Here is a 23117-nt window from a genome sequence, read left to right on the forward strand (position 1 = left end):
CTTGTTAGAAACGGCTAGGGTAAGTAAAGGTTCGGATCGAAAAAAAGCCGGGCGCGGTCTGAAAATGCGGATCAGACAAAAAAGCCCTGCAAATAGACCGGCGATTATACGCATAAGTCACTCTGGAGACGGCGATGCTGGAAACCGACCATTATCAGTGCCCTTACTGTGGCGAACAGGCGGAAGCGGTCCTGGACCTGTCCGCTGGCGACCAGACCTACATTGAAGACTGCCCGGTATGCTGCCGGCCGATAGTCTTCACGCTGCAGACCGATGGCCGGGAATGGATGCTCGACGTCCACAGTGAAAACGACTGACGGGGAGAGGCTCTCATGCAGCGCATCTACGAGCCGGAAAACCTGATGGAAGGCGAGTTGCTCCAGGGCATGCTGGCCAGCGAGGGCATCGAGTCCCACCTCCAGGGGCGCGATCTGCTCGGCGGGGCCGGGGAACTGCCGTTGTTCGGGTTGCTGGGGCTGTCGGTGCACGACCATCAGGCGCAGCAGGCACGCGCGCTGATCGCTGCGTACAATGCGGCCCTGCCATTGCCCTTTGACGAACCGGACAGCTTCGCCGGGGTGCTGGTCTGTTAGCCTGAGCGCCGATTTGCCGAGAGTTGTATTGCCCCATGTGTGGACGTTATGCCCTGTTTCGCTGGAACCCCGCCTTTGCCGCCTTGCCGGGATTTCCCGAGGATCAGCGCGCGCAGTGGAATATCTCGCCCAATGATTCGGTGTTGATCCAGCGCGCTGAAAACGGCCAGCGCACCCTGGCCCGGGCCCGTTGGGGGCTGACGCCGGCGTGGCTCACCGATCTGTCGCGTACCCCGGCCCATGCCCGGGCGGAAACCCTGGCCGAGCAGCCGATGTTTCGCCAGGCGTTTCGCGAGCGGCGTTGCCTGCTGCCGGCCAACGGTTTCTATGAGTGGCGTGGCGGCAGTCGCAAGCGGCCTTACTGGCTGACGCCGGGGGAGGGTTCGTCGATCTTCTTTGCCGCGATCTGGGAGGCCTATCCGGTGCAGGAGCAGGTCTGGTTGAGTACGGCGGTGGTGACCCAGGCCGCAGCCAATCTGCGCCGCCCGCTGATCCTCGACGCCGCCGGCCAGGACGCCTGGCTCGATCCGCAGACTCCTCTGCATGTGCTGCAGGCCTTGCTTGCCAGCCCGCCCGCCGCCTTGCGCGAGCGGGTGCTGGCCAATCTGGTCAACGACCCCAAGCTCAACGGCCCCGAGTGCCTGACCCCCGCGTAGGAGCAGACTTGCCCGCGAAGAGATCTCCTGGTTCCTGTCCAAACCCAGAGCGCTTTCGCCGGCAAGCCGGCTCCTACAGGTTCGTGGGTTACACCTTGAACTGATTGATCAGGCGTCGTTGTTGCTCCGCCAGCTTGGTCAGCCCGGCGCTGGCTGCGCTGGACTCGTCGGCGCCGCCGGCCACTTCGTTGGCCACCTGGCCGATGTTGATCACGTTGCGGTTGATGTCTTCGGCCACGGCGCTCTGCTCCTCGGCGGCGCTGGCGATCTGGGTGTTCATGTCGTTGATCACCGACACGGCCTGAGTGATGGTTTCCAGGGCCTGGGCGGCCTTGGCCGCATGCTCCACGCTCTGGTCGGTCTTGTGCTGGCTGTCTTCCATGACCCTTACCACTTCCCGGGTGCCCTGCTGCAGTTGCTGGATCATCGACTGGATTTCTTCCGTGGCCTGCTGGGTCTTCTGCGCCAGGTTGCGCACTTCGTCGGCGACCACGGCGAAGCCGCGACCCTGTTCGCCGGCCCGGGCGGCCTCGATCGCCGCGTTGAGGGCCAGCAGGTTGGTCTGTTCGGCGATGCCGCGAATGGCGATCAGGATGGCGTTGATGTTCTCGCTGTCCTTGGCCAGGGTTTGCACCACGCCTACCGCGCGGCCGATTTCCTCGGCCAGGGCGCCAATTGCGCTGGAGGTGTCGCGTACGATCTGCATGCCCTGGCTGGCGGCCTGGTCGGCATGGCTGGCGGCTTGTGCGGCCTGGGTCGCGTTGCGCGCCACATCCTGGGCGGTGGCGGTCATCTCGTGCACCGCGGTGGCCACCTGATCGATTTCCACCATCTGTTTATGCACGCCCTGGTTGGTGCGAATGGCGATGTCGGCGGTGTGTTCCGAGGAGTCGCTGACGCTCTGCACCGAGGTCACCACCTGGCTGATCATCGCCTGCAGCTTGGCCAGGAAGGTATTGAAACCCTTGGCAATGGAGCCCAGCTCGTCGGCGCGGTCGCTGGTCAGGCGCCGGGTCAGGTCGCCTTCGCCCTGGGCGATGTCGTCGAGCATGGCCACCATCTGCCGCAGTGGCCGGGCGATGCCATGGCCCACCAGCCAGATCACCAGCAGGCCGAGGCCGGCTATGAGCAGGCCGACCATGGCCATGCCGAACGTGTCGGCCTTGCGCTGTTCGGCCAGATCATTCTGCAGGGTGTTCAGATCAGCCATCACCGCCCCAAGGGGCAGTTGCAGCATCAGGGTCCAGTTGGCGTCGGTCTGGCCGATGCCGAACGGCAGGTACAGGGCAATCTTGCCGTTGGCCTGGTCGACGTTGTAGGTCACTTCGCCGCGCTTGAGGCCGGACAGCCTGGTCACCGTGTCCGGGGGCAGCACATCGCTGACTTTCTCGCCGAACTTGCTCGAATCCTTGGTGTAGGCCACCAGGCGACCGTTGCCGCCAATCAGCGCCATCTCACCGGCTCCGCCGTAGAGCTTCTGATTGGCGCCCACCAGCATGTCCTGGATGAAGTTCACCGACAGGTCGGCGCCGACGATGCCCTGGAACTTGCCGTTGAGCAGAATGGGTTGAATAAAGGAGGCGAGCATCACCACCTTGTCGCCGACCTTGTACGGGGCGGGGTCGATGACGCAGGACTTGAGACTGTCCTGTGAGCACAGGTAGTACTCGCTGGTGCGCACGCCGGTGGAGAGCAGGGTTCTGTCGTTGACATCGGCCAGTTTGTCCAGGCCCAGGCTGCCGTCTTCGTTGCGGAACCACCAAGGTAGGAAGCGCCCGTTGGTGGTGTCGATGCCCACCACCGAGGTGCCGACATAGGCCGCGTCGTTGTGGTCGATGGCATTGGGCTCCCAGGCGATGTAGGCGCCGAGGATCTTCGGGTTCTGGGTGACGTTTTCCTTGACCAACGCGATCAGCTGTTCCCGGCTCAGGCTGAGGCCGGCGTGGCCTTGCGCATCCGCGGTGCCGAGCAGGGCGTTGACCCGCACCAGGCCGCCGGCAATCAGCAGCGGCGCTTCGAGTTCGCGCTGGATCTGGCTGACCTGGGTCTGGGCCAGGCCGCTCAGGCGCTGCTCGATCACTTGCTCGAACTGGGCCTGGGTGCGTTCTTGCACCATGTGCTGGGTCCTGGCTCCTGAGAACAGGGCATACAGCACCAGGGCTGCGACCACGCTGAGAACGATGGCGCCGGCCAGGGCGGCCACGGAAAACTGGATCGACTTGAACTTCATAGAGGCTCCGGGCGCAGGAATTGAGGTCTGCTGTGCTGTATCGGCCGCAGCCTCGCGGGTCATTAGCCTTGAGTGCACAAATGACTGTTTCAGAGTGATGCATGTCGTTATTGGAGGGCGCGCGCGCGGGCCGCTGGCGACCTGGAGCGAACTGTGAATTTTTTCCTTCAGCGACCGAGCGGTATCTGAAATGCGACTCAATGGGTGTTTTACATCTGGCGCGGATACAGTTCCGCCCTTAGGATACGCGCCACGTTTTCAGGGAGGTTTCATGATGAAGAAGTCGTTACTGGTGTGCGCTCTGAGTGCTGCTGTTCTCCTGACCGGTTGTGAAACGGTCAATACCACCAGCGGTGGCGTGGTGGGTGTGGATCGCAAGCAGTCCATGTTCAGCATGGTGTCCAGTGCCGAGGTCAATCAGTCCTACGCCCAGTCCTACCAGGAGACCCTGGGTGAGGCCAGCAGCCAGGGCGTGCTGGACAAGACCAGTGCCAACGCCAAGCGCCTGCAGGTGATTGCCAACCGTCTGATCGCTCAGGCGCCAACCTTTCGCCCCGACTGCGCGCAGTGGAAGTGGGAAGTCAATCTGATCAAGAGCGATGAGCTCAACGCCAACTGCGGTCCTGGCGGCAAGATCATTTTCTACTCCGGCCTGATCGAAAAACTCAACCTGACCGACGATGAAATCGCCGCGGTCATGGGCCACGAGATTGCCCACGCCCTGCGCGAGCATGGTCGCGAGGCGATGTCCAAGCAGTACGCGGTCGGTGCCGGCAAGCAGATCGCTACCCTGTTCGGTGTGTCGCAGGAAACCGTTGCCCTGGGTGATAACGGCGTGAACCTGCTGATGACCCTGCCCAACAGCCGCGAGAACGAAAACGAGGCTGACCTGATCGGCCTGGAGCTGGCCGCGCGTGCCGGCTACAACCCGAATGCCGCCATCAGCCTGTGGAACAAGATGGGCCAGGCGGCTGGTGGTTCGGCGCCGCCTGAGTTCATGAGCACTCACCCGGCTTCCACCAGCCGTATCGCGTCTTTGCAGGCGGCGATTCCCAAGGTGATGCCGTTGTATCAGCAGGCCAAGAAGTCCTGATCCAACGCTGCATTTTCGCTGACGCTTTCGCCGGCAAGCCGGTTCCTACAGGTTGTGTGGGAGTCGGTTTGCCGGCGATTTCGTTTACAGCCAGCCGCTGATCTGCATGGCCTTGTACACCGCCACCACGGCGAGGATGAAGAAGGCCGACGCCGCCAGGCGACGAATCAGGGTCAGGGGCAGTTTGTCCGCGGCGAAGTTGCCCGCCAGTACCACCGGTACGTTGGCAATCAGCATGCCCAGGGTGGTGCCGATGATCACCAGCCACAGGTCCGGGTATTGCGCCGCCAGCATGACGGTGGCGACCTGGGTCTTGTCACCGATTTCCGCCAGGAAGAAGGCGATCAGGGTGGTCAGGAACGGTCCGAACTTGCGGGCGGTCGTGGCTTCATCGTCATCCATCTTGTCCGGTACCAGGGTCCACAGCGCGGTGGCGGTGAAGCTGGCGGCAAGGATCCAGTGCAGGGTCGAATCCGAGAAGAAGCTGCCGAACCAGGCGCCTACCGCACCGGCGGCCGCATGGTTGGCCAGGGTCGCGGCGACGATACCGGCAATGATCGGCCAGGGTTTGCGAAAGCGCGCGGCGAGAATCAGGGCGAGCAGTTGCGTCTTGTCGCCGATTTCGGCCAAGGCAACGATTGCGGTGGGAACGAGGAGAGAATCCAGCATCATCAGGGTTTTCCTAAGGGGCGGGTCGACACGGCTATGACACGTACAGCCTTCCCGCCCCGGGTAAGGTGTGCGTGTCATAGGTCTTGTCAAACCCTGCGGTCCGTCTGTGCGGACTCTTGGGTCGCATGCGCCATGGTCTGAGGACCAAGTATGTTGACGCATGCCGGACGAGCGTGGCGCTCGTGGGAGACTACTCCCCTAGGACGGAGCGGATTCTGCCTAGGCAAAATCCATTCGGCAAGCCTTGTCTGCGAAAAACCTTCTCAGCCGCGCTTGGCCCGGTAAATCCGGAAACCCTGGCCTTCGGCTTTGATCGCGCACGGCCCCAAGTGCTCTTCGATCAACGGTTGGTAGCGCAGGAAGCTGTTGGCGACTACCCGTAGTTCGCCGCCTTTTTGTAGATGTTTGCTTGCTTTTCGCAGCAGGTTTTCCGTTGCCTGGTAGTCGGTGTGAACCCCGGTATGGAAGGGTGGATTGGTCAGGATGCCGTTCAATTCCATGGGCGCGGCGTCGATGCCATCACCGGTCAGCACCTCGGCTTGCAGACCGTTGGCGGCCAGGGTCAGGCGACTGCTGGCGGCGGCAAAGGCGTCCACATCCAGCAGGGTCACGCGGTTGTCCGGGTAACGGCGTTTCACCGTGGCGCCCAGGACCCCGGCGCCGCAGCCGAAGTCCAGCAGATGACCGGCGGGCAGGTGATCCAGGTGCTCCAGCAGCAACGCGGTGCCGCGATCCAGGCGCCCATGGCTGAACACGCCCGGCAGGCTGACCACCGTCAACGGACCTTCGGCCAGGGGCAGTTGGTATTCCTGGGCCAGGCTCTCCAGCGCCAGCGCTGCGGGAGCGTTGGCAACCGTGACCTGCCACAGTTGGCAGTGGCGCGCGCTGTCGAGCTTGCGCGGTTTGCCGAAGGGGTTGAGTTGCCTGGCGGCGCTTTCCACGCCGCTGCGCTTCTCGCCCACCAGGTACAGCTCGCGCCCGGCCAGGCGCGAGGCCAGGGCATTGAGCAGGTAGTCGGTCAGGTCCTTGGATTTGGGCAGAAACAGCACGGCGCTGTCGAAGGCCTCGGCCGGCGCGGCTACGCCGAAGTGGCAGCGCCCCGGAAAGCGTGCCTCCAGGGCCGCGTGGTCACCGGCGTGCCAGCTCCAGCCCCGGGCGTTGGGCAGGCGGCCCAGCAGATCGTCTGCGGCCAGGCCGGCCAGCAGCAGTGAGCCTTGAAACAACTCAGCCTGGCGTAACAGTACTTCGCTGCGTGTATCCATGATCCGCCCCCAAAAAAGTGGCGAAGTTTATCAACTCACGACCCGCAGCGGGGCGCCACTGAAGAAGGCCCGGGCATTTTCCGTCAGCTGACCGACGATTCGCTGGCGGGCCTCGCGGCTGCCCCAGGCGTTGTGCGGGGTAACGATCAGACGCGGGATATCACCGGCCAGCAAGGGGTTGCCGGCCACCGGCGGTTCGACACTCAGCACGTCGGTGGCCGCGCCGCCCAGATGGCCGCTGCGCAGGGCATCGGCCAGGGCCTGTTCGTCGATCAGGCCGCCGCGGGCGGTGTTGATCACCAGGGCGCCGGGCTTGAGCAGGGCCAGCTCCCGGGAACCGATGAAGTTCCGGGTGTGTTCGTTGAGTGGGCAGTGCAGGGTCAGGGCATCCACTTGTGGCAGCAGTTCCTCCAGCGGCAGGCGATCCGCTCGCGCCGGGCGTCCGGGGATCTGACCCAATACCACGTGCATGCCAAAGGCTTCGGCCAGGCGCGCCACGGCGCTGCCCAGTTCGCCATTGCCCAGCAGGCCGAGGGTCTTGCCCGCGAGTTCGATGATGGGGAAGTCCAGCAGGCAGAACTGCTTGGCCTGCTGCCAGCGACCGGCGGCCACCGCCTCTTGGTAGTCGGCAACCCGAGTGGCGAGATTGAGCAGCAGCATCAGGGTGTGCTGGGCCACCGATGGCGTGCCGTAGCCCTGGCAGTTGCTGACACAGATGCCTTGCTGGCGGGCCGCGTTCAGATCGACATTGTTGGTGCCGGTGGCGGCCACCAGGATCAGTTGCAGATCGGGGCAGGCCGCCAGGGTTTCGGCGCTCAGGACGACCTTGTTGCTGATGACCACCTGAGCGCCTTGCAGGCGCTCGATCACCTGCTCCGCAGGGGTGTGTGCATGCACTTGCAGGGGGCTGAAGCAGTCGTGCAGCGCACTCAGGTCCAGGTCGCCCAGGTCCAGCGAGCTGTGATCGAGGAAGACGGCGCGGCGATTGTTGGTCATGAACTGTACCTTTTGCACGGGGGATCTAAGGCGTAATCTGCCGAGCCTAACAGATGAAATAATTAGACATACACAGGAGCCTGCATGTACCTCACCGAGTTCTTGACCGTTGCCCTGATCCACTTGCTGGCGGTGGCCAGCCCCGGCCCGGATTTCGCCGTGGTGGTGCGCGAAAGCGTGACCCACGGCCGTCGCGCCGGCACCTGGACCGCCCTGGGCGTGGGCTGCGCAATCTTCCTGCACGTGGGTTATTCACTGCTGGGGATCGGCCTGATCGTTTCCCAATCCATCGTGCTGTTCAACGCCCTGAAGTGGCTGGCAGCCGCCTACTTGCTGTACATCGGCTTCAAGGCCTTGCGCGCCCAGCCGGCCAAGCCGGCGGTGGACGATCTGCATAAGGAAGCCGGGGCGCGGACCGCCCGCGGAGCCTTCACCTCGGGTTTTGTCACCAATGGCCTGAACCCCAAGGCGACCCTGTTCTTCCTCTCGCTGTTCACCGTGGTGATCAACCCGCACACGCCCCTGGCGATCCAGGCCGGTTACGGGGTCTACCTGGCGGCGGCGACCGCGCTCTGGTTCTGCCTGGTGGCGATGCTGTTCAGCCAGCAGCGGGTTCGTGCCGGCTTCGCCCGCATGGGCCATTGGTTCGACCGCACCATGGGCGCGGTGCTGATCGCCATCGGTGTGAAACTGGCCTTCACCGAGATGCATTGAGTGCGCTGAGCTGGTTCAGGGTCGCCACGTAATGCCGTGGCGTGTCCCCCAGCAGGCGGCAGAACATCGCGCTGAAGGCCCGGGCGCTGCCATATCCCAATGAGTCCGCCACGCTGTGCACGCTTTCCCCGGCGAGCAGGCGGGGCAGGGCTTCCATCAGGCGCAGTTGCTGGCGCCAGGCATTGAAATTCATCTGCACCTGCTGTTGAAACAGCCGCGCCAGGGTGCGCGAACTGGCACCGACCTGCTGTGCCCAGTCTTCCAGGGTGTGGGGATGGTCCGGGGTCTGCAGCAGGGTTCGGCAGATGCTCTGCAGGCGCCGGTCCTGGGGCATGGGAATGTGCAGGGGCAGGTTCTCCAAGCCAGCGATCTCTTCCAGCATCAATTGTTGGATCAGCGGGTTTTCCGCCTGCTCCGGCCCTTGCACCGCCCGCAGGATCAGCTCCCGCAGCAGGGGTGTCACCGCCAGCACACAGCACTGTTGCAAGGACGGCGGAGACAGATGCGCGGCAATGAACAAGGAGCGCATGCGGACCTCGCCGACCATGAAGATTTCATGTTCCACTAGAGGGGGGATCCACACCGCGCGGGTTGGCGGAATCACCCAGGCGCCTTGGGCGGTGACCACGCGCATGGTGCCGCAGGCGGCGTAGAGAAACTGCGCTTCGCGATGGCGATGGGAGGGTTGGTGGGCGGCATCGGGATAGTCGCGGGGATAGGCGCTCACCGGGCCGTGGTGGAAGTGGCTGATTAACATGTCCGATCCAATGACTTTGTTGTCAGGAATGCTGTAAACAGCCAACTTAGCATAGGCGACACAACCACCAACCTTGTGTGCCGCCATGAATCAAGCTCGAAACGTTATCCGCTACGTCAACGCCGCCCATGTCATCGATCACATGTTCATGCTGATCTTTCCCGCCGCGGTGCTGGGCATGACCCAGGCCTTTGCCCTGGACTATGCCGCGCTGATCGGTCTGTCCCTGGGCGGTTTCATCGCTTTTGGCGCCTGTTCGCTACCCGCTGGCTGGCTGGGGGATCACTGGAGCCGACGACAGATGATGCTGCTGTTCTTCTTCGGCATCGGCGCGGCGTCGATCCTTACCGGCCTGAGCAACAGCCCGACCCTGTTGGTGATCGGCCTGACCCTGATGGGTGTGTTCGCTGCGATCTACCACCCGGTGGGCACGGCCATGCTGGTGGCCTATGCACAGAATCGTGGGCGGGAGATCGGCATCAACGGCATGTGGGGCAATCTCGGCGTGGCTTTTTCGGCGCTGATCAGCGGTTTTCTGGTGGCCCGGTTCGGCTGGCGTTCGGCTTTTATCCTGCCGGGAGCGGTGGCGATCCTGCTGGGAATCGGCTTTGCCTGGCAGGTGCGTGACGAACCGGTGCCGGTACGGCCCCACGTCGGCTTGAAGGGCAAGGGCGGGCAGCAGATCTCCATGTTCCTGGTGTTCGGTGTCTTGGCCCTGGCCACGGCCACCGGCGGGGTGGTGTTCAACGCCACTACCATGACCTACCCCAAGCTGTTTCAGGAACGCCTGCACGAGCTGTTCACCTCGCCGCAGACCCTGGGCCTGGTGGTCAGCCTGGCCTATGCCTTCGGTGCGGTGGCGCAGTTGACCATTGGCCGGGTCTTGCATCGTTTCAGCCTGAAGTGGCCTTTTATCGTCTTGACCCTGTTTCAGGCGCCACTGCTGCTGGCCATGGCCCACAGCGAGGGCTGGAGCGTGATCCTGCTGGGGGCGGCCTTCATGTTCGTGGTGTTTGGCCAGGTCACGGTGAATGACGCCATGGTCGCCAACTTCGTCGCGCCGCAGTGGCAGTCGCGGGTCTTCGCCCTGCGTTACTGCCTGTCGTTCGGGGCCAGCGCCACGGCCATTCCGTTGATTGCCCTGGTGGAGCCGCGCCAGGGTTTGAGCGGCCTGTATCTGATCCTCGCCGGGTTTGCCGCGCTGACCTTTGCCGCTGCGCTGGCGTTTCCCCGGACTCCGGCCGAAGCGGCGGTGGGACAGAGCGCTTGATCTGAGGCAGAGCCGCACCAATGCTGGCTTGGAGCTAGTATTTGTACGGCTCTGCAAATCATCCCTTTGGCTGATTTAGCAGGCGCACAGGCACTCTAGAGTGAGTATTCTCCAGCTACGACCGAGCCGTCAGAAAAGGGATTCTTATGTTGCAGACTCGTGTTATCCCCCCCGCCGAAGGCGCCTATCAATACCCGCTCCTGATCAAGCGGCTGCTGATGTCCGGCAGTCGTTACGAGAAAACCCGCGAGATCATCTACCGCGATCAGTTGCGCTACACCTATCCGACCCTGATCGAACGTGTGGCGCGCCTGGCCAACGTATTCACCGCCGCCGGGGTCAAGGCCGGCGACACCGTGGCCGTCATGGACTGGGACAGCCATCGCTACCTGGAGTGCATGTTCGCCATCCCGATGATTGGCGCGGTGATCCACACCATCAACGTGCGTCTGTCGCCGGAGCAGATCCTCTACACCATGAACCACGCCGAAGACCGTTTCGTGCTGGTCAACAGTGAATTCGTCGGTCTGTACCAGGCTATCGCCGGGCATCTGACCACGGTGGAGAAAACCCTGCTGCTCACCGATGCGCCGGAGAAAACCGCCGAGCTGCCGAACCTGGTAGGGGAATACGAGACATTGCTGGCTGCTGCCAGCCCGCACTATCAGTTCGAGGATTTCGACGAGAATTCGGTGGCCACCACCTTCTACACCACCGGCACCACCGGCAATCCCAAGGGGGTGTATTTCACCCATCGGCAACTGGTGCTGCACACCCTGGGCGTGTCCACTGTCATGGGCGCCATCGACAGCGTGCGGCTGCTGGGCACCAACGATGTGTACATGCCCATCACCCCGATGTTCCACGTGCATGCCTGGGGCCTGCCCTATGTGGCCACCATGCTCGGGCTCAAGCAGGTCTACCCGGGGCGCTACGATCCGGAGTACCTGGTGGAGCTGTGGCGTCGGGAAAAGGTCACCTTCTCCCACTGCGTGCCGACCATCCTGCAGATGGTGCTCAATGCCAAGGCGGCCCAAGGTACTGATTTCGGCGGTTGGAAGATCGTCATCGGCGGCAGCTCGCTGAACCGTGCCCTGTATGAGGCGGCCAAGGCCCGGGGCATTCAACTGACTGCTGCCTACGGCATGTCGGAAACCGGTCCGCTGGTGTCCTGCGCCCACCTCAATGATGAGTTGATGGCCGGCAGTGAAGAAGAACGCACCACCTACCGGATCAAGGCCGGGGTGCCGGTGCCACTGGTGGAAGCGGCGATCATCGATGCCGAAGGCAACTTCCTGCCGGCGGACGGTGATGCTCAGGGTGAACTGGTGCTGCGGTCGCCCTGGCTGACCGAAGGCTATTTCAACGAGCCGCAGAAGGGCGCCGAGCTGTGGGAAGGCGGCTGGTTGCACACCGGCGATGTGGCGACCCTGGACAGCATGGGGGTGATCGACATCCGTGACCGGATCAAGGACGTGATCAAGACTGGCGGCGAGTGGATCTCGTCCCTGGACCTGGAAGACCTCATCAGTCGCCACGCGGCGGTACGCGAAGTAGCTGTGGTGGGCATTGCCGATCCGCAGTGGGGCGAGCGCCCGTTCGCCCTGCTGGTGATCCGCGAGGGTCATGCCATTGGTGCCCGCGAGCTCAAGGAGCATCTCAAGCCATTCGTGGAGTTGGGTCACTTGAGCAAGTGGGCGATTCCCAGTCAGATCGCCCTTGTTACTGAAATTCCCAAGACCAGCGTTGGCAAGCTCGACAAGAAGCGCATCCGCGTCGACATCAGCGAATGGCAAGCCAGTAACAGCACCTTCCTCTCCACGCTTTGAGCGTCCTCTGCCGTGCCCGCCGGGGCACGGCATGCCCATCCGGCAAGCCTTTGTCTTGTGCTCGCGAGATTTTCAGCCATCCTTACCGCGCCGTCATTCAACGGCTGTGGCAAAGGGTTGTTCCAGCGCGGTGGGTGGCTGCAAATCACACTTTAGAGGGATCAAGCAGTAATCCCCGCTGGATATAGTCCGTTCACGGATTTTTCTGAAGGACGGAGCATTGTGGGGTGCTCGCGCCACGCAACTTCGGGCCTGGGGCAGTGTTGGTCGACCCGGTATCCGCAGCGTCTTCAGAAGAGCGTACTGCCATAACAATAATGCACATGGAGTAGCGTCGATGACATCAGCAAACCAGTTCTGGCGCCGGGCAAAACTGCCCCTGGCCGTCGGTCTCGCCTCCACGCTCGCCGGGCCGGCATTCGGCGTCAGTTTCAACATCGGTGAAATCGAAGGCAGCTTCGATTCGTCCCTTTCCCTGGGAGCCAGTTGGTCCACCGCCGAGCGCAACAAGAACCTGATCGGGGTCAACAATGGTGGCAAGGGCCTGTCCCAGACCTCCGATGACGGCCACTTGAACTTCAACAAGGGCCAGACCTTCTCGAAGATCTTCAAGGGCATCCATGACCTGGAATTGAAGTACGGCGATACCGGTGTGTTTGTCCGTGGCAAGTACTGGTATGACTTCAAGCTCAAGGACGAAGACCTGGACTTCAAGAACATCAGCGACAACAACCGCAAGGAAGGCGCCAAGTCCTCCGGCGGGCAGATTCTCGATGCCTTCATCTACCACAACTATTCCATCGCCGATGAGCCGGGCTCCGTGCGTTTCGGCAAGCAAGTGGTGAGCTGGGGTGAAAGTACCTTCATCGGTGGCGGTATCAACTCGATCAACCCCATCGACGTATCGGCGTTCCGTCGCCCAGGTGCCGAGATCAAGGAAGGCCTGATTCCGGTCAACATGTTCTACATCTCCCAGGCCCTTACCGAGAACCTCTCGGCCGAAGCCTTCTACCAGCTGGAGTGGGACCAGACCGTTACCGATAACTGCGGCACCTTCTTTTCGCAGCCGGACATCATTTCCGATGGTTGCGACAACAATCTGCGGGTGCTGAACAAGCGCTCGACCATCAACCCGGCAGCGTTCCCGACCCTGAACGCCCTAGGGGTGGACGTTAACAACGAAGGTGTTCTGGTGCGTCGTGGCGCAGACCGTGATGCCCGCGACAGTGGCCAGTTCGGCGTGGCCTTTCGCTACAACTACGAGCCGCTGGATACCGAGTTCGGCGCCTACTTCATGAATTACCACAGTCGCGCGCCGATCTTCAGTGCCCAGGGCGCTGCGTCGCGCTACTACACGATGCCGTTGGGGCCGTTGGCTAGCGCCAGGCCGCTGATCGTGGCAGGCAACTCCAACTACTTCGTCGAGTATCCGGAAGATATCCGTCTATACGGTCTGAGTTTCTCCACCACCTTGCCTACCGGCACGGCCTGGAGCGGCGAATTGAGCTATCGCCCCAATGCACCGGTACAGTTGAACTCCACCGACATCCTGTTTGCCGGCGTGACACCCATTGCCGGCTTTGGCAACGCATCCGTCTTGAAAGGCACTCCCGGGCAGGACCTGCACGGCTATAACCGCAAGGAAATTACCCAGCTGCAGACCACCTTCACGCACTTCTTCGATCAGGTCATGGGCGCCAGCCGGCTCACACTGGTGGGTGAAGTCGGCATGACTTATGTCGGAGGCCTGGAAAGCAAGACTAAAGCGCGTTATGGCCGCGATCCGGTCTTCGGGCCTGGCACCTTGCCGAACGGTTTCTGCGCCACCCTCAACAGCAGCACCATCGCCGGAGCCGGGGCGGGCACTGATGCCAGCAACCGCACCACCAACTGCAACAACGACGGCTTCACCACCGCCACTTCCTGGGGCTACCGCGGTCGTGCCATCTGGGAATACCCGGATGTGTTCGCCGGTGTGAACCTCAAGCCCAACGTGGCCTGGTCCCATGACGTCAAGGGTTACTCGCCAGGTCCTGGCGGCAACTTCGAGGAAGGCCGCAAGGCCATCAGCCTGGGGCTGGATGCCGAGTACCAGAACACCTACACCGCGAGCCTGGCCTACACCAACTTCTTTGGTGGCGACTTCAGTACCGTGGATGACCGGGACTTCCTCGCCTTGAGCGTTGGCGTGAACTTCTAAGCACACTGCATTTTCAGGAAGAACAACATGATGAAAATCACCAAGAGTCTGTTGCACGTCGGTGTGCTGGGACTGTCACTGCTGGCCACCGGGGTCATGGCCGCGGTTTCGGCCGATGAAGCGGCCAAGCTGGGCACCAGCCTGACGCCGATGGGCGCGGAAATGGCCGGCAACGCCGCCGGCACCATTCCGGCCTGGAAGCCGCTGGCGACCAACGCCGGCGCGGTGGACAGCAAGGGTTTCCTGTCCAACCCCTTCGGCAGCGAGCAACCGCTGTTCACCATCACCGCGCAGAACGTCGAGCAGTACAAGGACAAGCTGGCACCGGGGCAGTACGCGATGTTCAAACGCTACCCCGAAACCTTCAAGATGCCGGTCTATCCATCCCATCGCGGGGCCACGGTGCCGGCTGACGTGTTCGCCGCGATCAAGCGCAACGCCACCAAAACCAACCTGGTGTCCGGCGGCAACGGCCTGGAGAACTTCGAAACCGCGATCCCGTTCCCGATCCCGAAAAGCGGTGTGGAAGTGATCTGGAACCACATCACCCGCTATCGCGGTGGCAGCGTGACCCGCCTGGTGACCCAGGCCACGCCGCAGGCCAACGGCTCCTACAGCCTGGTGTACTTCCAGGACCAGTTCGTGTTCCGCGACAAGATGAAGGACTACGACCCGAAAAATCCGGGCAACATCCTGTTCTACTTCAAGCAGAAAGTGACCGCCCCGGCGCGTCTGGCCGGTGGTGTGCTGCTGGTTCACGAAACCCTCGACCAGGTGAAGGAACCGCGTTCGGCCTGGGTCTACAACGCCGGCCAGCGGCGTGTGCGCCGTGCTCCGCAAGTCTCCTATGACGGCCCGGGTACCGCGGCCGACGGCCTGCGTACCTCCGACAACCTGGACATGTACAACGGCGCTCCGGACCGCTACGACTGGAAACTGGAAGGCAAGAAGGAGATGTACATCGCCTCCGACAGCTACAAGCTCGACTCGCCGAGCCTGAAGTACGCCGACATCATCAAGGCCGGGCACATCAACCAGGATCTGGCCCGCTACGAGCTGCGTCGGGTCTGGCATGTGGTCGCGACCCTGAAGGAAGGCCAGCGCCACATCTACGCCAAGCGTGACTTCTATATCGACGAGGACACCTGGCAGGCGGCGGTGATCGACCATTACGACGGTCGTGGCCAACTGTGGCGCGTGGCCGAGGCCCATGCCGAGAACTACTACGACAAGCAAGTGCCGTGGTACGCCCTGGAAACCCTCTACGACTTGCAGTCCGGCCGCTACCTGGCGCTGGGCATGAAGAACGAAGAGAAGCAGGCATACGACTTCGGCTTCACCGCTACCACCAGCGATTTCACCCCAGCCGCCCTGCGTCAGGACGGGGTTCGCTGAGCCGCTGCAAATAGAGGCCGCATCCTCGGAAATTGCCCCGACTGGTTCGGGGCTTTTTTTTGCCTGAAAAATCCTGCGCTTGGGGAAGTGCACAACAATCCAGGTGGGCTAGGCTGGTTTTCTTCAAGAGAATGAGCAAGTTGCTTAATAAGAATCTGAAATATCGACTGATCAGTCAGATATATCTGACCCATTTGGACATAGTCTTTTTTACCCGAATGGTCGCAAAAATCTTCAACAGGTCGCTTTTTACCGCTAGTCTGCGGGCATCTGCTACGCCGACAACCCTACATCAATAAGAGTTGGCCATGACTGAGCTGTCTTCTCTTCAACGGTCTGCCAGCGCGGTGATTCCCGCGTTGGAAGGGCGTTTCTATCGGCCCCCTCTGCCCGACGGATACGTGCAGCGGCCGCGTCTTTGCGAACGCTTGAGCGCCGGGTTGAAGGGCAGGCTGTTGCTGGTCAGCGCGCCGGCCGGATTCGGCAAGAGCTCGCTGGCGGTGGAGTTCTGCCAGGGCTTGCCGGGAAACTGGCAGAGCCTGTGGCTGGGGTTGAGCCGTCGGGACAGCGATCCCGGACGCTTCCTTGAGCGTCTGCTGGCAGGCTTGCAGCAGTACTTTCCCCAACTGGGCCGGCAGTCTCTCGGGCTGTTGAAAATGCGCCAGCGCCATCAACCCTTCGCCTTTGAAGAGTGGCTCGACGGCCTGCTGGACGAGTTGGCGCAGCACCTGTCCGGCAGCACACCGCTGCTGCTGGTGCTGGATGACTATCACCTGGCCCAGGGCCCGGTGCTGGATCGCTGCCTGCAGTTCTTCCTCAATCACCTGCCCGATGGCCTGGTGGTGCTGGTCACCAGTCGCCAGCGCCCGGACTGGCATCTGGCGCGGCTGCGGTTGTCGCGACAGTTGCTGGAGCTCAATGAACAGGACCTGCGCCTGACCCATGACGAGTCCCTGAGTCTGCTGGATCGCCACTGCAGCGCCTTGCGTGGCGAGGCTCTGGAAAGCCTGATTCAGCGCAGCGAGGGCTGGGTAGCGGGGTTGCGTTTCTGGATGCTGGCGGCCTCCGAGGCGGGGGCGCCGGGCAGCTTGCCCCAGGGGCTGCATGGGGGCGAAGGGCTGATCCGCGACTACCTGCTGGAGGAGGTCCTTGACTGCCTGCCCGCCGAAGTCCAGGCGTTCCTCTATGACACGGCGCCCCAGGAGCGTTTTTGCGCCGAGCTCTGCGATGCCCTGCGCGAGGCCCATGACAGTGCCGAAATCCTCGGGTTTCTGCAGGCCCATCAGGTGTTCCTGGTGCCGCTGGACGAGCACGGGCACTGGTATCGCTATCACCACCTGTTTTCCGATCTGTTGCGCACCCGGCCCACGGCCAATGCCCTGGTGCCGGCCGCCAGTCTGCATCTGCGCGCCTGTCGCTGGTTCAATGCCCAGGGGTTGCTGGATGAGGCGGTGGAACAGGCGTTACGTGCCGGGCACCTGGATGTGGCGGCCAACCTGGTGCAGAACCTGTCGGAGGAGCAACTGCTGGCGGAGCAGAATGTCGGCATGCTGCTGCGCTGGAAGATGGACCTGCCCGACAGCCTGTTGATCAGCACTCCGCGCCTGATCGTGCTTTACAGCTGGGCCCTGGGCCTGGCCTGCCAGCTGGATGCCGCGCAAGAGCTGGCCGAGCACTTGAGTCGTTTCTTGCCGGCGCCCTCGGCCACCGCGCAGAAGTCGATGCTGGCGCAATGGCTGGCCCTGAGCGGAATCATCGCCCGTGGTCGCGGGCAGCGCGAAAGAACCCTGGCCTATTGCAGCGAAGCCCTGGAAAGCCTGCCGCACAAGCGCTACGGCCAGCGCCTGATGTGCCTGTCGACCCTGTCCAACCTGGCGATTACCGATGCCGACCTGTGGCGCGCCCGCAGTCTCAATCGCGAATCCCTGGAGCTCGCGCAGCGAGTTGGCAATCCGCTGTTCGAGGCCCTGGCCCATTACGATCGGGCCCGGGTCCTGCAGGCGCGGGGCGAGGTGCTCAGAGCGTTGGAGGAGGTGTACCAGGGGTTGCGGCGGCTGCAGGGGCTGTCGGCTCAACGGCTGTACGCGGTGCGGGCCCGGCTGACCCTGTATGAGGGCTATCTGCTGACGCTGCGGGCCCAGCCTGAAACCGGTCTGCTGCGTCTGCAGGCCGGGCTGGTGGAGGCCCGGGCCGGTCGCGATATCAGCGTGTTGATCGGCCACTGCGTGATCGCCAAGCTGGAGGGCCTGCGAGGCGAGTTTGCCCGGGCCTTTGCCGAACTCGCCGAAGCCGAGCGCTTGATGCACATCTGGGACGTGCCGCCGATCTACTACCTGGCAATGATCACCCTGGTGAAATGCGAGCTGTGGCTGGCTCAGGGGCGCACCGACCTGGCCGAGGCCTGGCTTGGCCGCCTGGGCCAGACCTACACCGGCGAGCAGGCGGCGGCACCGCCGGAGTTTCACCCGCAACTGCCGTTGCATATCGAGCTGCAGCAGGCCCGGCTGGACACCATCAAGGGCGACGCTGCCAGGGCCGAGCAGCGTTTGCGGCGGTTGGACGAGCATGGCCGGCAGAGCGGCCGGCAACTGTTGAGCGTGATGGCCCTGACCCAGAAGGCTCAGTTATTGCTGGCGCTCGGGCGTGGCCCCGAGGCCCGCCAGGATTTGCTCCAGGCCCTGGAAGCTGCGGTGGGGGGCGCGTTGCAGCCTTTCGAGGGACTGATCGCGCAGCATTCCGGCTGGATGCGCGAGCAGTTGCAGCAGGGCTTGCCGACCGCCTTGACCCAGGCGCTGCTGGAACGCTTGCCCGCCACTCCCCGGGAACTTCACGAAGCGGCGGCCCCCAGCGAAACATTGAGCTCCAGGGAGTTATCGGTGCTGCAACTGATCGCTCAGGGCTGTTCCAATCAGGAGATCAGTGAGCGGCTGTTCATCTCCCTGCATACGGTCAAGACCCATGCCAGCCATATCAACAGCAAGCTGGGAGTGGAGCGCCGTACCCAGGCAGTGGCCCGGGCCCAGGAATTGGGGCTGCTGGGCTAGGCGCCCGGGTGTGGGGAGAGTCGGCGGCAATGTGCGTTCAACGGGCCAGGTGTTCCTTGCAGTAGTCGGCAAACAGGCGCGCCGGCTTGGTCAACTGGCCACGCTTGAGCCAGGCGGCGACCAGGCCTGAGCCGGTCACCTCCTCGACGATATCCACGCACACCACCGGCTTGCCGTCGTAGGAGCACTGGGAGTGGGGACGGGTCACCAGGATCGAAAAGCCGAAGCCCTGGCCGACCATGCCCCGCACCATCTCGATGGAGGGCGAGCTGAAGGCGATCTGCGGGGTCAGCCCCAACTCTTCGAACAGGCTGACAAAGTAGGTCCGGCTGGGTTGCACATCCAGCAGGATCATCGGCTCCAGGCTCAGGTCGCGCAGTGAAACCTGGGCTTGCTGGGCGTAGCGATGATCGGCTGGCAGCAGCACATAGGGGCGTTGCGCGGGCATCAGCGGCTCGGTTTCGATGGTGCCGTCCAACTCGTGTTCATACAGGATCACCAGGTCGAAGGCGCCCCCGGTCAGGCCTTGCACCAGTTCCTGTTGCTCGCCGTCGCGGATGCGTATCTCCACGCCGGGATAGAGCGCGCTGAAACCGGCGATCAGTTGCGGCAGGTACAGCGGAGCCACGGTTTCAAAGCAGCCGATGTCGATCTGCCCGGACACCACATCATTGTCGGCCAGGGCGTTCTGTTCGAACTCCTTGGCCATGCGCAGCAGTTCCTGGGCCTTGCGATAGAAGCGTGCACCGCTTGGGGTCAGGGACACGCCCAGGGCGTGATGGCGAATCAGCAACTGGACACCGAAGCTGTCCTCCAGGCCCTTGATGGCAGTGGAGATCGACGGCTGCGCGATATACAGCTTGCGCGACGCCTCGGCAACGCTGCCGCATTCGACGGTGGTGATGAAGTACTTGAGTTGACGCAGATTGTAGGTGGCCACAGCGAACCTCGTTCTTTGCCTTGGCGCGGGGGCGGTATGACCCGGTTCTTGAGTGCAGTGCGAAAGGTGCAGTCCGCTTCCTGCAAGCAAGTTATGCACCGACAGGCCCCCGGGCGTGGTTTTTTGTCCGTCAACGATACTCACAAGCGCTGTCGGAGAGGGCCTGGTCTAGGCAGTTTTTTCATCGCTTGTGAACAGGTATTTCCTGGCCTTCAGCGCTCTTGAGCAGAACGCTGGCAGTCAACTCTGAGTCTCTGGAGCGCTCTGTGGTGCAGGCAGTTCCTCGGCGGGCGGGGCGGCATTGAAGTCCAGGGTGACCGTGAAGAGTTGCTGCTCCATCAGGACTTCAATGCGCCAGCCAAGCCGGGCACTGAGTTGCCGCATCAGTTCCAGGCCCAGGCCATAGCCAAAGTCGTTGGACGGCTCCAACTGCTTGGCTTCCCGGATGCGGTTGACGATGCGCAGCTGTGGATAGTCGAAACTGATCTCGACGCTGCCTTCATCGGCGTACTGCAAGGCATTGCGCAGGAAGTTGCCCACCACGATGCGGCAGGCGGTCAGGGGCAAGCGGCAGGGCGTACTGCTGATGTCCAGCAGCAGTTCGATATCCCGTGTGCCGATCAGGTAGCGGTGCTCCTCGATCAGTTCGGTGACCAGGCCGCTCATGTCGATGGGCTCCTCGGGCAAGGGTTCGGGCAGTTCCCGGCTCATCCACAGCAAGGTTTCAGCAATGCGCTGCATGTTCAGTACCGAGCGCTCGATACGTTGCAGGGGCGGCGGCAGGACACCGCCGGATTGCAGGGTCAGCAGTTCGATATTGGCCTTGAGCACCGCCAGCGGGGTGCGCAGTTCATGGCTGGTGTAGCGCAGCAGGCGGCCTTCGCGCAGGCTGGCGGCCTGCACCTGCTGCACGCTTTGGGCCAGGGTATCGGCGAGCATGTTGAACTCCTTGAAACCGAAACTCGGCCGCTGGCTGGACACCGTGTCCGCATCCTTGAGGGTCGAGGACCACTGGGCCAGGCGCTCCAGGGGCCTTACCAGCCACCAGACCAGCAGGGCGATGATGATCAGCGCCGGGACGAACACCGCCAGGCTGATGAGGTTGACGCCGCGCAACTGGCGCTCGATGTAGGCGTCGGACAGTGGCGTCTCCACTTCGCCGCCTTCTTCCATGTCGTGGTCGACGTCGTACATGTACAGGATCTTGCCGTCGCTCAGCGGCTGGGCCAGGACCGCCCGTCCTTCATTCTCGTCATCGGAGTCCAGGTCGCCGAAGGCCTGCAGCGCGCCGAAGGACAGGCTGGGCGGGGTGTCCAGCAAGTGGCGGATTTTCTCCGGCAGGGCTTCCTTGCCGATGACGCTGGTATAGAAGTAATTGTGCGGCGGCGGGGTGTTTGGGTCCTTCTTGTAGTGCCTGGCGAAGTACTGGGCTTCTTCTTCCATCATGGCGCTGGCGGTGTAGAGCAGGCCGCGCACGCTGTATTCGGGCAGGAGCAGGCTGTAGATCAGCAAGACGACGGCGATCAGCAGCAGGAAACTGCCGCTGATCACCCATTTCAAACCCAGACCGTTACGCATGTGACCTCATCTGTATGCCAATACCGGGAATGGTGTGGATCAGCGGCTGGCTGAAGGATTTGTCCACGGTCTTGCGCAGCCGGTGCATGTGCACCTTGAGGGTATTGCTGTCCGGCGGTTCATCGCCCCAGACGGTCGCCTCCAGGCGCTCGCGGGTCACGGGTTCCGGGCTGGCGCGCATCAGGCATTCCAGCAAGGTCCAGCAAATGGGCGACAGGTGCAGTTCCTGGCCTGCGCGGCTGACTTTGCGGGTGGACAGTTCCATGACCAGGTCGGCCACTTGCAGGCGGCTGGCCTGGCCACTGCGGCGCATGCTCAGGGCGCGGATGCGGGCTACCAGTTCCGCCAGCTCGAAGGGTTTGACCAGGTAGTCATCGGCCCCGGCGGCAAAGCTGGCGAGCTTGTCGGAAAGGGCGTCCAGTGAAGTGAGCATCAGGATTGGCGTCTGGCTGCCTTGCTGGCGCAACTGTTGGCACAGCTGCTGGCCGTCCAGTCGCGGCAGCATGATGTCGAGGAGGATCACGTCGTAGTGCTGGCCCAGAGCCAGGTTAAGGCCGGTCTGGCCGTTGCTGGCGTGGTCGCAGACGATGCCGCTGATTTCCAGGTATTCGATGACGGTATTGGCCAGATCGAGGTTGTCCTCGACCAGCAGCAGGTTGATATGCACGGGTATGTCCCCCTGGACCCTTGGCGCTCAGGGAGGGAAGGATAGCGGAGTCGGATAGGGTTCTACCTATGTTTACCCAGTGTTAACCCGGCGCGGCCTAAGCTGGGGATCAACTCGTCCGGAGTGCCGTCTGCCGTGAACCTGTTTTCAGTGGTCAAAGGTGTCTTGCTGCTTATGATTGTCTTGCTCCTGATGGCCTGTGTACTACCCTCCAGGGGGCCTCTGGTGCGCCTGGGGCAGGGAGGTCCATTGAGTTGGTTGGCGATGGGACAGGGCAAGGAGCCAGTAGGGTCGGATTATGTCGCCAGTACTTTCTGATGACTCCGGCGCCCGTTACACCGATCAGTTGGTGGGGTGTCTGGTGTTGATTCTTTGTGTATCGATTTCCCTTGGGGTGTATATCGTGCGTCTGAATGCGCAGATCGACAGTCAGCGCGAGCTGGCGCCGGTGCGCTTGCTCGAATGCGGCCAGGGCCGCGGAGCCTTTATCGTTGATCCCCGTGGGCATCGCAGCAGCAGTGACAATTGTTACCTGGTGGATGAGGACGACTAGCCCCAGGCACGCTCGATGCGCGGAATCTGCGCCATGGGATTCAAACGCAAGAAACGTGGTTCTTGCGCTTGAATCTCCCTTTACAGTGCAGGCTCTCGAGAGGACGGTGCGGCATGCGCAAGATGCCCGCCTGACTCCACTGGCGGACTGAAGGAGAGCTGAGATGTCCTGCGTATTCAAATTGATGGCGTCCCCGGTTGGCCAACTGACCCTGGTCGCCAGGGGAAGCAAGTTGGCGGCGATTCTCTGGGAGCATGAACGGCAGAATCGGGTTCGTCTCGGGCCGTTGCAGGAAGCGGCCGATCATCCGCTGTTGCGGGAAACCGAGCGTCAGTTGCAAGAGTACTTTGCCGGCAGCCGCGAGCGTTTCGAGCTGGAGCTGGATTTTGCTGGCACCGAGTTCCAGTGCCTGGTCTGGCAGGCGCTGTTGACCATTCCATTCGGTGAAACCCGCAGCTACGGCCAGATTGCCCGGCAGATCGGCCACCCCAAGGCGGTGCGGGCAGTCGGGGCGGCCAATGGCCGGAACCCGATTTCGATTGTTGCTCCCTGTCATCGCGTGATCGGCGCTTCGGGAAGCCTGACCGGCTTTGCCGGTGGGTTGCAGGCCAAGCAGTATCTGCTGGCGCTGGAAGGCGAAGAGACGCTGCAGCTGAGGTTCTGAGTCA

The 23117-nt window shown here is 62.7% G+C and carries 20 protein-coding genes, 1 pseudogene and 1 riboswitch; of the genes and pseudogenes, 12 read left to right on the forward strand and 9 right to left on the reverse strand.

The features are described 5' to 3' along the window. Nucleotides 1–134 precede the first annotated feature (134 nt). From DNK59_RS00555 to DNK59_RS00565, 3 genes are read left to right on the forward strand one after another with little or no spacing between them, the layout of a single operon-like run. Nucleotides 135–317, forward strand: a complete 183-nt coding sequence (locus DNK59_RS00555; protein ID WP_016967048.1) for a CPXCG motif-containing cysteine-rich protein — start codon at nucleotides 135–137, stop codon at nucleotides 315–317. A 15-nt stretch (nucleotides 318–332) separates the two neighbouring features. Then, nucleotides 333–593: a putative signal transducing protein gene (locus DNK59_RS00560; protein ID WP_092310418.1), complete on the forward strand. Its 261-nt coding sequence runs from the start codon at nucleotides 333–335 to the stop codon at nucleotides 591–593. A 35-nt stretch (nucleotides 594–628) separates the two neighbouring features. After that, nucleotides 629–1249: an SOS response-associated peptidase gene (locus DNK59_RS00565; protein WP_092310421.1), complete on the forward strand. Its 621-nt coding sequence runs from the start codon at nucleotides 629–631 to the stop codon at nucleotides 1247–1249. Between the two features lie 88 nt (nucleotides 1250–1337). Here DNK59_RS00565 and DNK59_RS32315 read toward each other — a convergent pair whose 3' ends face one another. Beyond that, nucleotides 1338–2180: a methyl-accepting chemotaxis protein gene (locus DNK59_RS32315; RefSeq protein WP_371261320.1), complete on the reverse strand. Its 843-nt coding sequence runs from the start codon at nucleotides 2178–2180 to the stop codon at nucleotides 1338–1340. A gap of 12 nt (nucleotides 2181–2192) precedes the next feature. Then, nucleotides 2193–3542: pseudogene (locus DNK59_RS32320) on the reverse strand (HAMP domain-containing protein); the annotation flags it as partial. Nucleotides 3543–3753: 211 nt separating this feature from the next. Here DNK59_RS32320 and DNK59_RS00575 point away from each other — a divergent pair. Continuing rightward, nucleotides 3754–4572, forward strand: coding sequence for a M48 family metallopeptidase (locus DNK59_RS00575; protein ID WP_110722237.1), 819 nt, complete (start codon nucleotides 3754–3756; stop codon nucleotides 4570–4572). 84 nt (nucleotides 4573–4656) lie between these two features. Here DNK59_RS00575 and DNK59_RS00580 read toward each other — a convergent pair whose 3' ends face one another. From DNK59_RS00580 to DNK59_RS00590, 3 genes are all read right to left on the reverse strand, one after another. Further along, on the reverse strand, nucleotides 4657–5241 hold the full coding sequence (locus tag DNK59_RS00580; RefSeq protein WP_047285503.1) for a TMEM165/GDT1 family protein: 585 nt from the start codon (nucleotides 5239–5241) through the stop codon (nucleotides 4657–4659). Between the two features lie 92 nt (nucleotides 5242–5333). Continuing rightward, nucleotides 5334–5455, reverse strand: a riboswitch (yybP-ykoY riboswitch). A 52-nt stretch (nucleotides 5456–5507) separates the two neighbouring features. Then, entirely contained in the window at nucleotides 5508–6506 is a 999-nt protein-coding gene (locus DNK59_RS00585) for a class I SAM-dependent methyltransferase (protein ID WP_110721960.1), read from the reverse strand. Nucleotides 6507–6536: 30 nt separating this feature from the next. Further along, nucleotides 6537–7502, reverse strand: coding sequence for a 2-hydroxyacid dehydrogenase (locus DNK59_RS00590; RefSeq protein ID WP_110721961.1), 966 nt, complete (start codon nucleotides 7500–7502; stop codon nucleotides 6537–6539). Between the two features lie 84 nt (nucleotides 7503–7586). Here DNK59_RS00590 and DNK59_RS00595 point away from each other — a divergent pair, with 84 nt between their 5' ends. Next, the gene (locus tag DNK59_RS00595; RefSeq protein ID WP_092310433.1) at nucleotides 7587–8216 is read left to right on the forward strand and encodes a LysE family translocator; all 630 of its coding nucleotides are present in this window, start codon (nucleotides 7587–7589) and stop codon (nucleotides 8214–8216) included. On the opposite strand, the gene DNK59_RS00600 is transcribed toward DNK59_RS00595, so the two are convergent. After that, on the reverse strand, nucleotides 8200–8973 hold the full coding sequence (locus DNK59_RS00600; RefSeq protein ID WP_092310436.1) for a helix-turn-helix domain-containing protein: 774 nt from the start codon (nucleotides 8971–8973) through the stop codon (nucleotides 8200–8202). The two genes, DNK59_RS00595 and DNK59_RS00600, sit on opposite strands and share 17 nt — an antisense overlap. 85 nt (nucleotides 8974–9058) lie before the next feature. On the opposite strand from DNK59_RS00600, the gene DNK59_RS00605 reads away from it, so the two are divergent. The 5 genes from DNK59_RS00605 (at nucleotide 9059) to DNK59_RS00625 (ending at nucleotide 18711) form a co-directional block, all read left to right on the forward strand. Continuing rightward, nucleotides 9059–10243, forward strand: a complete 1185-nt coding sequence (locus DNK59_RS00605) for an MFS transporter (RefSeq protein WP_092310438.1) — start codon at nucleotides 9059–9061, stop codon at nucleotides 10241–10243. A gap of 146 nt (nucleotides 10244–10389) precedes the next feature. Beyond that, nucleotides 10390–12072: a fatty acid--CoA ligase gene (locus DNK59_RS00610; protein WP_110721962.1), complete on the forward strand. Its 1683-nt coding sequence runs from the start codon at nucleotides 10390–10392 to the stop codon at nucleotides 12070–12072. Between the two features lie 337 nt (nucleotides 12073–12409). Next, nucleotides 12410–14272, forward strand: coding sequence for a DUF1302 domain-containing protein (locus DNK59_RS00615; RefSeq protein ID WP_110721963.1), 1863 nt, complete (start codon nucleotides 12410–12412; stop codon nucleotides 14270–14272). A 30-nt stretch (nucleotides 14273–14302) separates the two neighbouring features. Beyond that, complete coding sequence (locus DNK59_RS00620; protein ID WP_092317040.1) at nucleotides 14303–15667, forward strand: DUF1329 domain-containing protein; 1365 nt, start codon at nucleotides 14303–14305, stop codon at nucleotides 15665–15667. A 308-nt stretch (nucleotides 15668–15975) separates the two neighbouring features. Beyond that, a complete protein-coding gene (locus DNK59_RS00625; protein WP_110721964.1) occupies nucleotides 15976–18711 on the forward strand; it encodes a LuxR C-terminal-related transcriptional regulator in 2736 nt (911 codons plus the stop codon). A 37-nt stretch (nucleotides 18712–18748) separates the two neighbouring features. Here DNK59_RS00625 and DNK59_RS00630 read toward each other — a convergent pair whose 3' ends face one another. The 3 genes from DNK59_RS00630 to DNK59_RS00640 form a co-directional block, all read right to left on the reverse strand. Next, entirely contained in the window at nucleotides 18749–19651 is a 903-nt protein-coding gene (locus DNK59_RS00630; RefSeq protein ID WP_092310450.1) for a LysR family transcriptional regulator, read from the reverse strand. A gap of 240 nt (nucleotides 19652–19891) precedes the next feature. Then, nucleotides 19892–21229, reverse strand: a complete 1338-nt coding sequence (locus tag DNK59_RS00635; RefSeq protein WP_110721965.1) for a HAMP domain-containing sensor histidine kinase — start codon at nucleotides 21227–21229, stop codon at nucleotides 19892–19894. Beyond that, nucleotides 21222–21896, reverse strand: a complete 675-nt coding sequence (locus DNK59_RS00640; RefSeq protein ID WP_110721966.1) for a response regulator transcription factor — start codon at nucleotides 21894–21896, stop codon at nucleotides 21222–21224. The genes DNK59_RS00635 and DNK59_RS00640 overlap by 8 nt, the downstream gene beginning before the upstream one ends. A gap of 298 nt (nucleotides 21897–22194) precedes the next feature. On the opposite strand from DNK59_RS00640, the gene DNK59_RS00650 reads away from it, so the two are divergent. Continuing rightward, on the forward strand, nucleotides 22195–22449 hold the full coding sequence (locus tag DNK59_RS00650; protein ID WP_092310462.1) for a hypothetical protein: 255 nt from the start codon (nucleotides 22195–22197) through the stop codon (nucleotides 22447–22449). Nucleotides 22450–22612: 163 nt separating this feature from the next. Further along, nucleotides 22613–23113: a methylated-DNA--[protein]-cysteine S-methyltransferase gene (locus DNK59_RS00655; RefSeq protein WP_092310465.1), complete on the forward strand. Its 501-nt coding sequence runs from the start codon at nucleotides 22613–22615 to the stop codon at nucleotides 23111–23113. Nucleotides 23114–23117 lie beyond the last annotated feature (4 nt).

The organism is Pseudomonas sp. TKO26 (assembly GCF_003225665.1).
In the GTDB taxonomy this organism is placed as follows: domain Bacteria; phylum Pseudomonadota; class Gammaproteobacteria; order Pseudomonadales; family Pseudomonadaceae; genus Aquipseudomonas; species Aquipseudomonas saponiphila.

What these genes read in the sequence shown, in the direction of transcription:
- DNK59_RS00555 (WP_016967048.1), top strand. Translation starts at nt 135, where the DNA reads ATGCTGGAAACCGACCATTATCAGTGCCCTTACTGTGGCGAACAGGCG.
- DNK59_RS00560 (WP_092310418.1), top strand. Translation starts at nt 333, where the DNA reads ATGCAGCGCATCTACGAGCCGGAAAACCTGATGGAAGGCGAGTTGCTC.
- DNK59_RS00565 (WP_092310421.1), top strand. Translation starts at nt 629, where the DNA reads ATGTGTGGACGTTATGCCCTGTTTCGCTGGAACCCCGCCTTTGCCGCC.
- DNK59_RS32315 (WP_371261320.1), bottom strand. Translation starts at nt 2,180, where the DNA reads ATGATCAGCCAGGTGGTGACCTCGGTGCAGAGCGTCAGCGACTCCTCG.
- DNK59_RS00575 (WP_110722237.1), top strand. Translation starts at nt 3,754, where the DNA reads ATGAAGAAGTCGTTACTGGTGTGCGCTCTGAGTGCTGCTGTTCTCCTG.
- DNK59_RS00580 (WP_047285503.1), bottom strand. Translation starts at nt 5,241, where the DNA reads ATGCTGGATTCTCTCCTCGTTCCCACCGCAATCGTTGCCTTGGCCGAA.
- DNK59_RS00585 (WP_110721960.1), bottom strand. Translation starts at nt 6,506, where the DNA reads ATGGATACACGCAGCGAAGTACTGTTACGCCAGGCTGAGTTGTTTCAA.
- DNK59_RS00590 (WP_110721961.1), bottom strand. Translation starts at nt 7,502, where the DNA reads ATGACCAACAATCGCCGCGCCGTCTTCCTCGATCACAGCTCGCTGGAC.
- DNK59_RS00595 (WP_092310433.1), top strand. Translation starts at nt 7,587, where the DNA reads ATGTACCTCACCGAGTTCTTGACCGTTGCCCTGATCCACTTGCTGGCG.
- DNK59_RS00600 (WP_092310436.1), bottom strand. Translation starts at nt 8,973, where the DNA reads ATGTTAATCAGCCACTTCCACCACGGCCCGGTGAGCGCCTATCCCCGC.
- DNK59_RS00605 (WP_092310438.1), top strand. Translation starts at nt 9,059, where the DNA reads ATGAATCAAGCTCGAAACGTTATCCGCTACGTCAACGCCGCCCATGTC.
- DNK59_RS00610 (WP_110721962.1), top strand. Translation starts at nt 10,390, where the DNA reads ATGTTGCAGACTCGTGTTATCCCCCCCGCCGAAGGCGCCTATCAATAC.
- DNK59_RS00615 (WP_110721963.1), top strand. Translation starts at nt 12,410, where the DNA reads ATGACATCAGCAAACCAGTTCTGGCGCCGGGCAAAACTGCCCCTGGCC.
- DNK59_RS00620 (WP_092317040.1), top strand. Translation starts at nt 14,303, where the DNA reads ATGAAAATCACCAAGAGTCTGTTGCACGTCGGTGTGCTGGGACTGTCA.
- DNK59_RS00625 (WP_110721964.1), top strand. Translation starts at nt 15,976, where the DNA reads ATGACTGAGCTGTCTTCTCTTCAACGGTCTGCCAGCGCGGTGATTCCC.
- DNK59_RS00635 (WP_110721965.1), bottom strand. Translation starts at nt 21,229, where the DNA reads ATGCGTAACGGTCTGGGTTTGAAATGGGTGATCAGCGGCAGTTTCCTG.
- DNK59_RS00650 (WP_092310462.1), top strand. Translation starts at nt 22,195, where the DNA reads ATGTCGCCAGTACTTTCTGATGACTCCGGCGCCCGTTACACCGATCAG.
- DNK59_RS00655 (WP_092310465.1), top strand. Translation starts at nt 22,613, where the DNA reads ATGTCCTGCGTATTCAAATTGATGGCGTCCCCGGTTGGCCAACTGACC.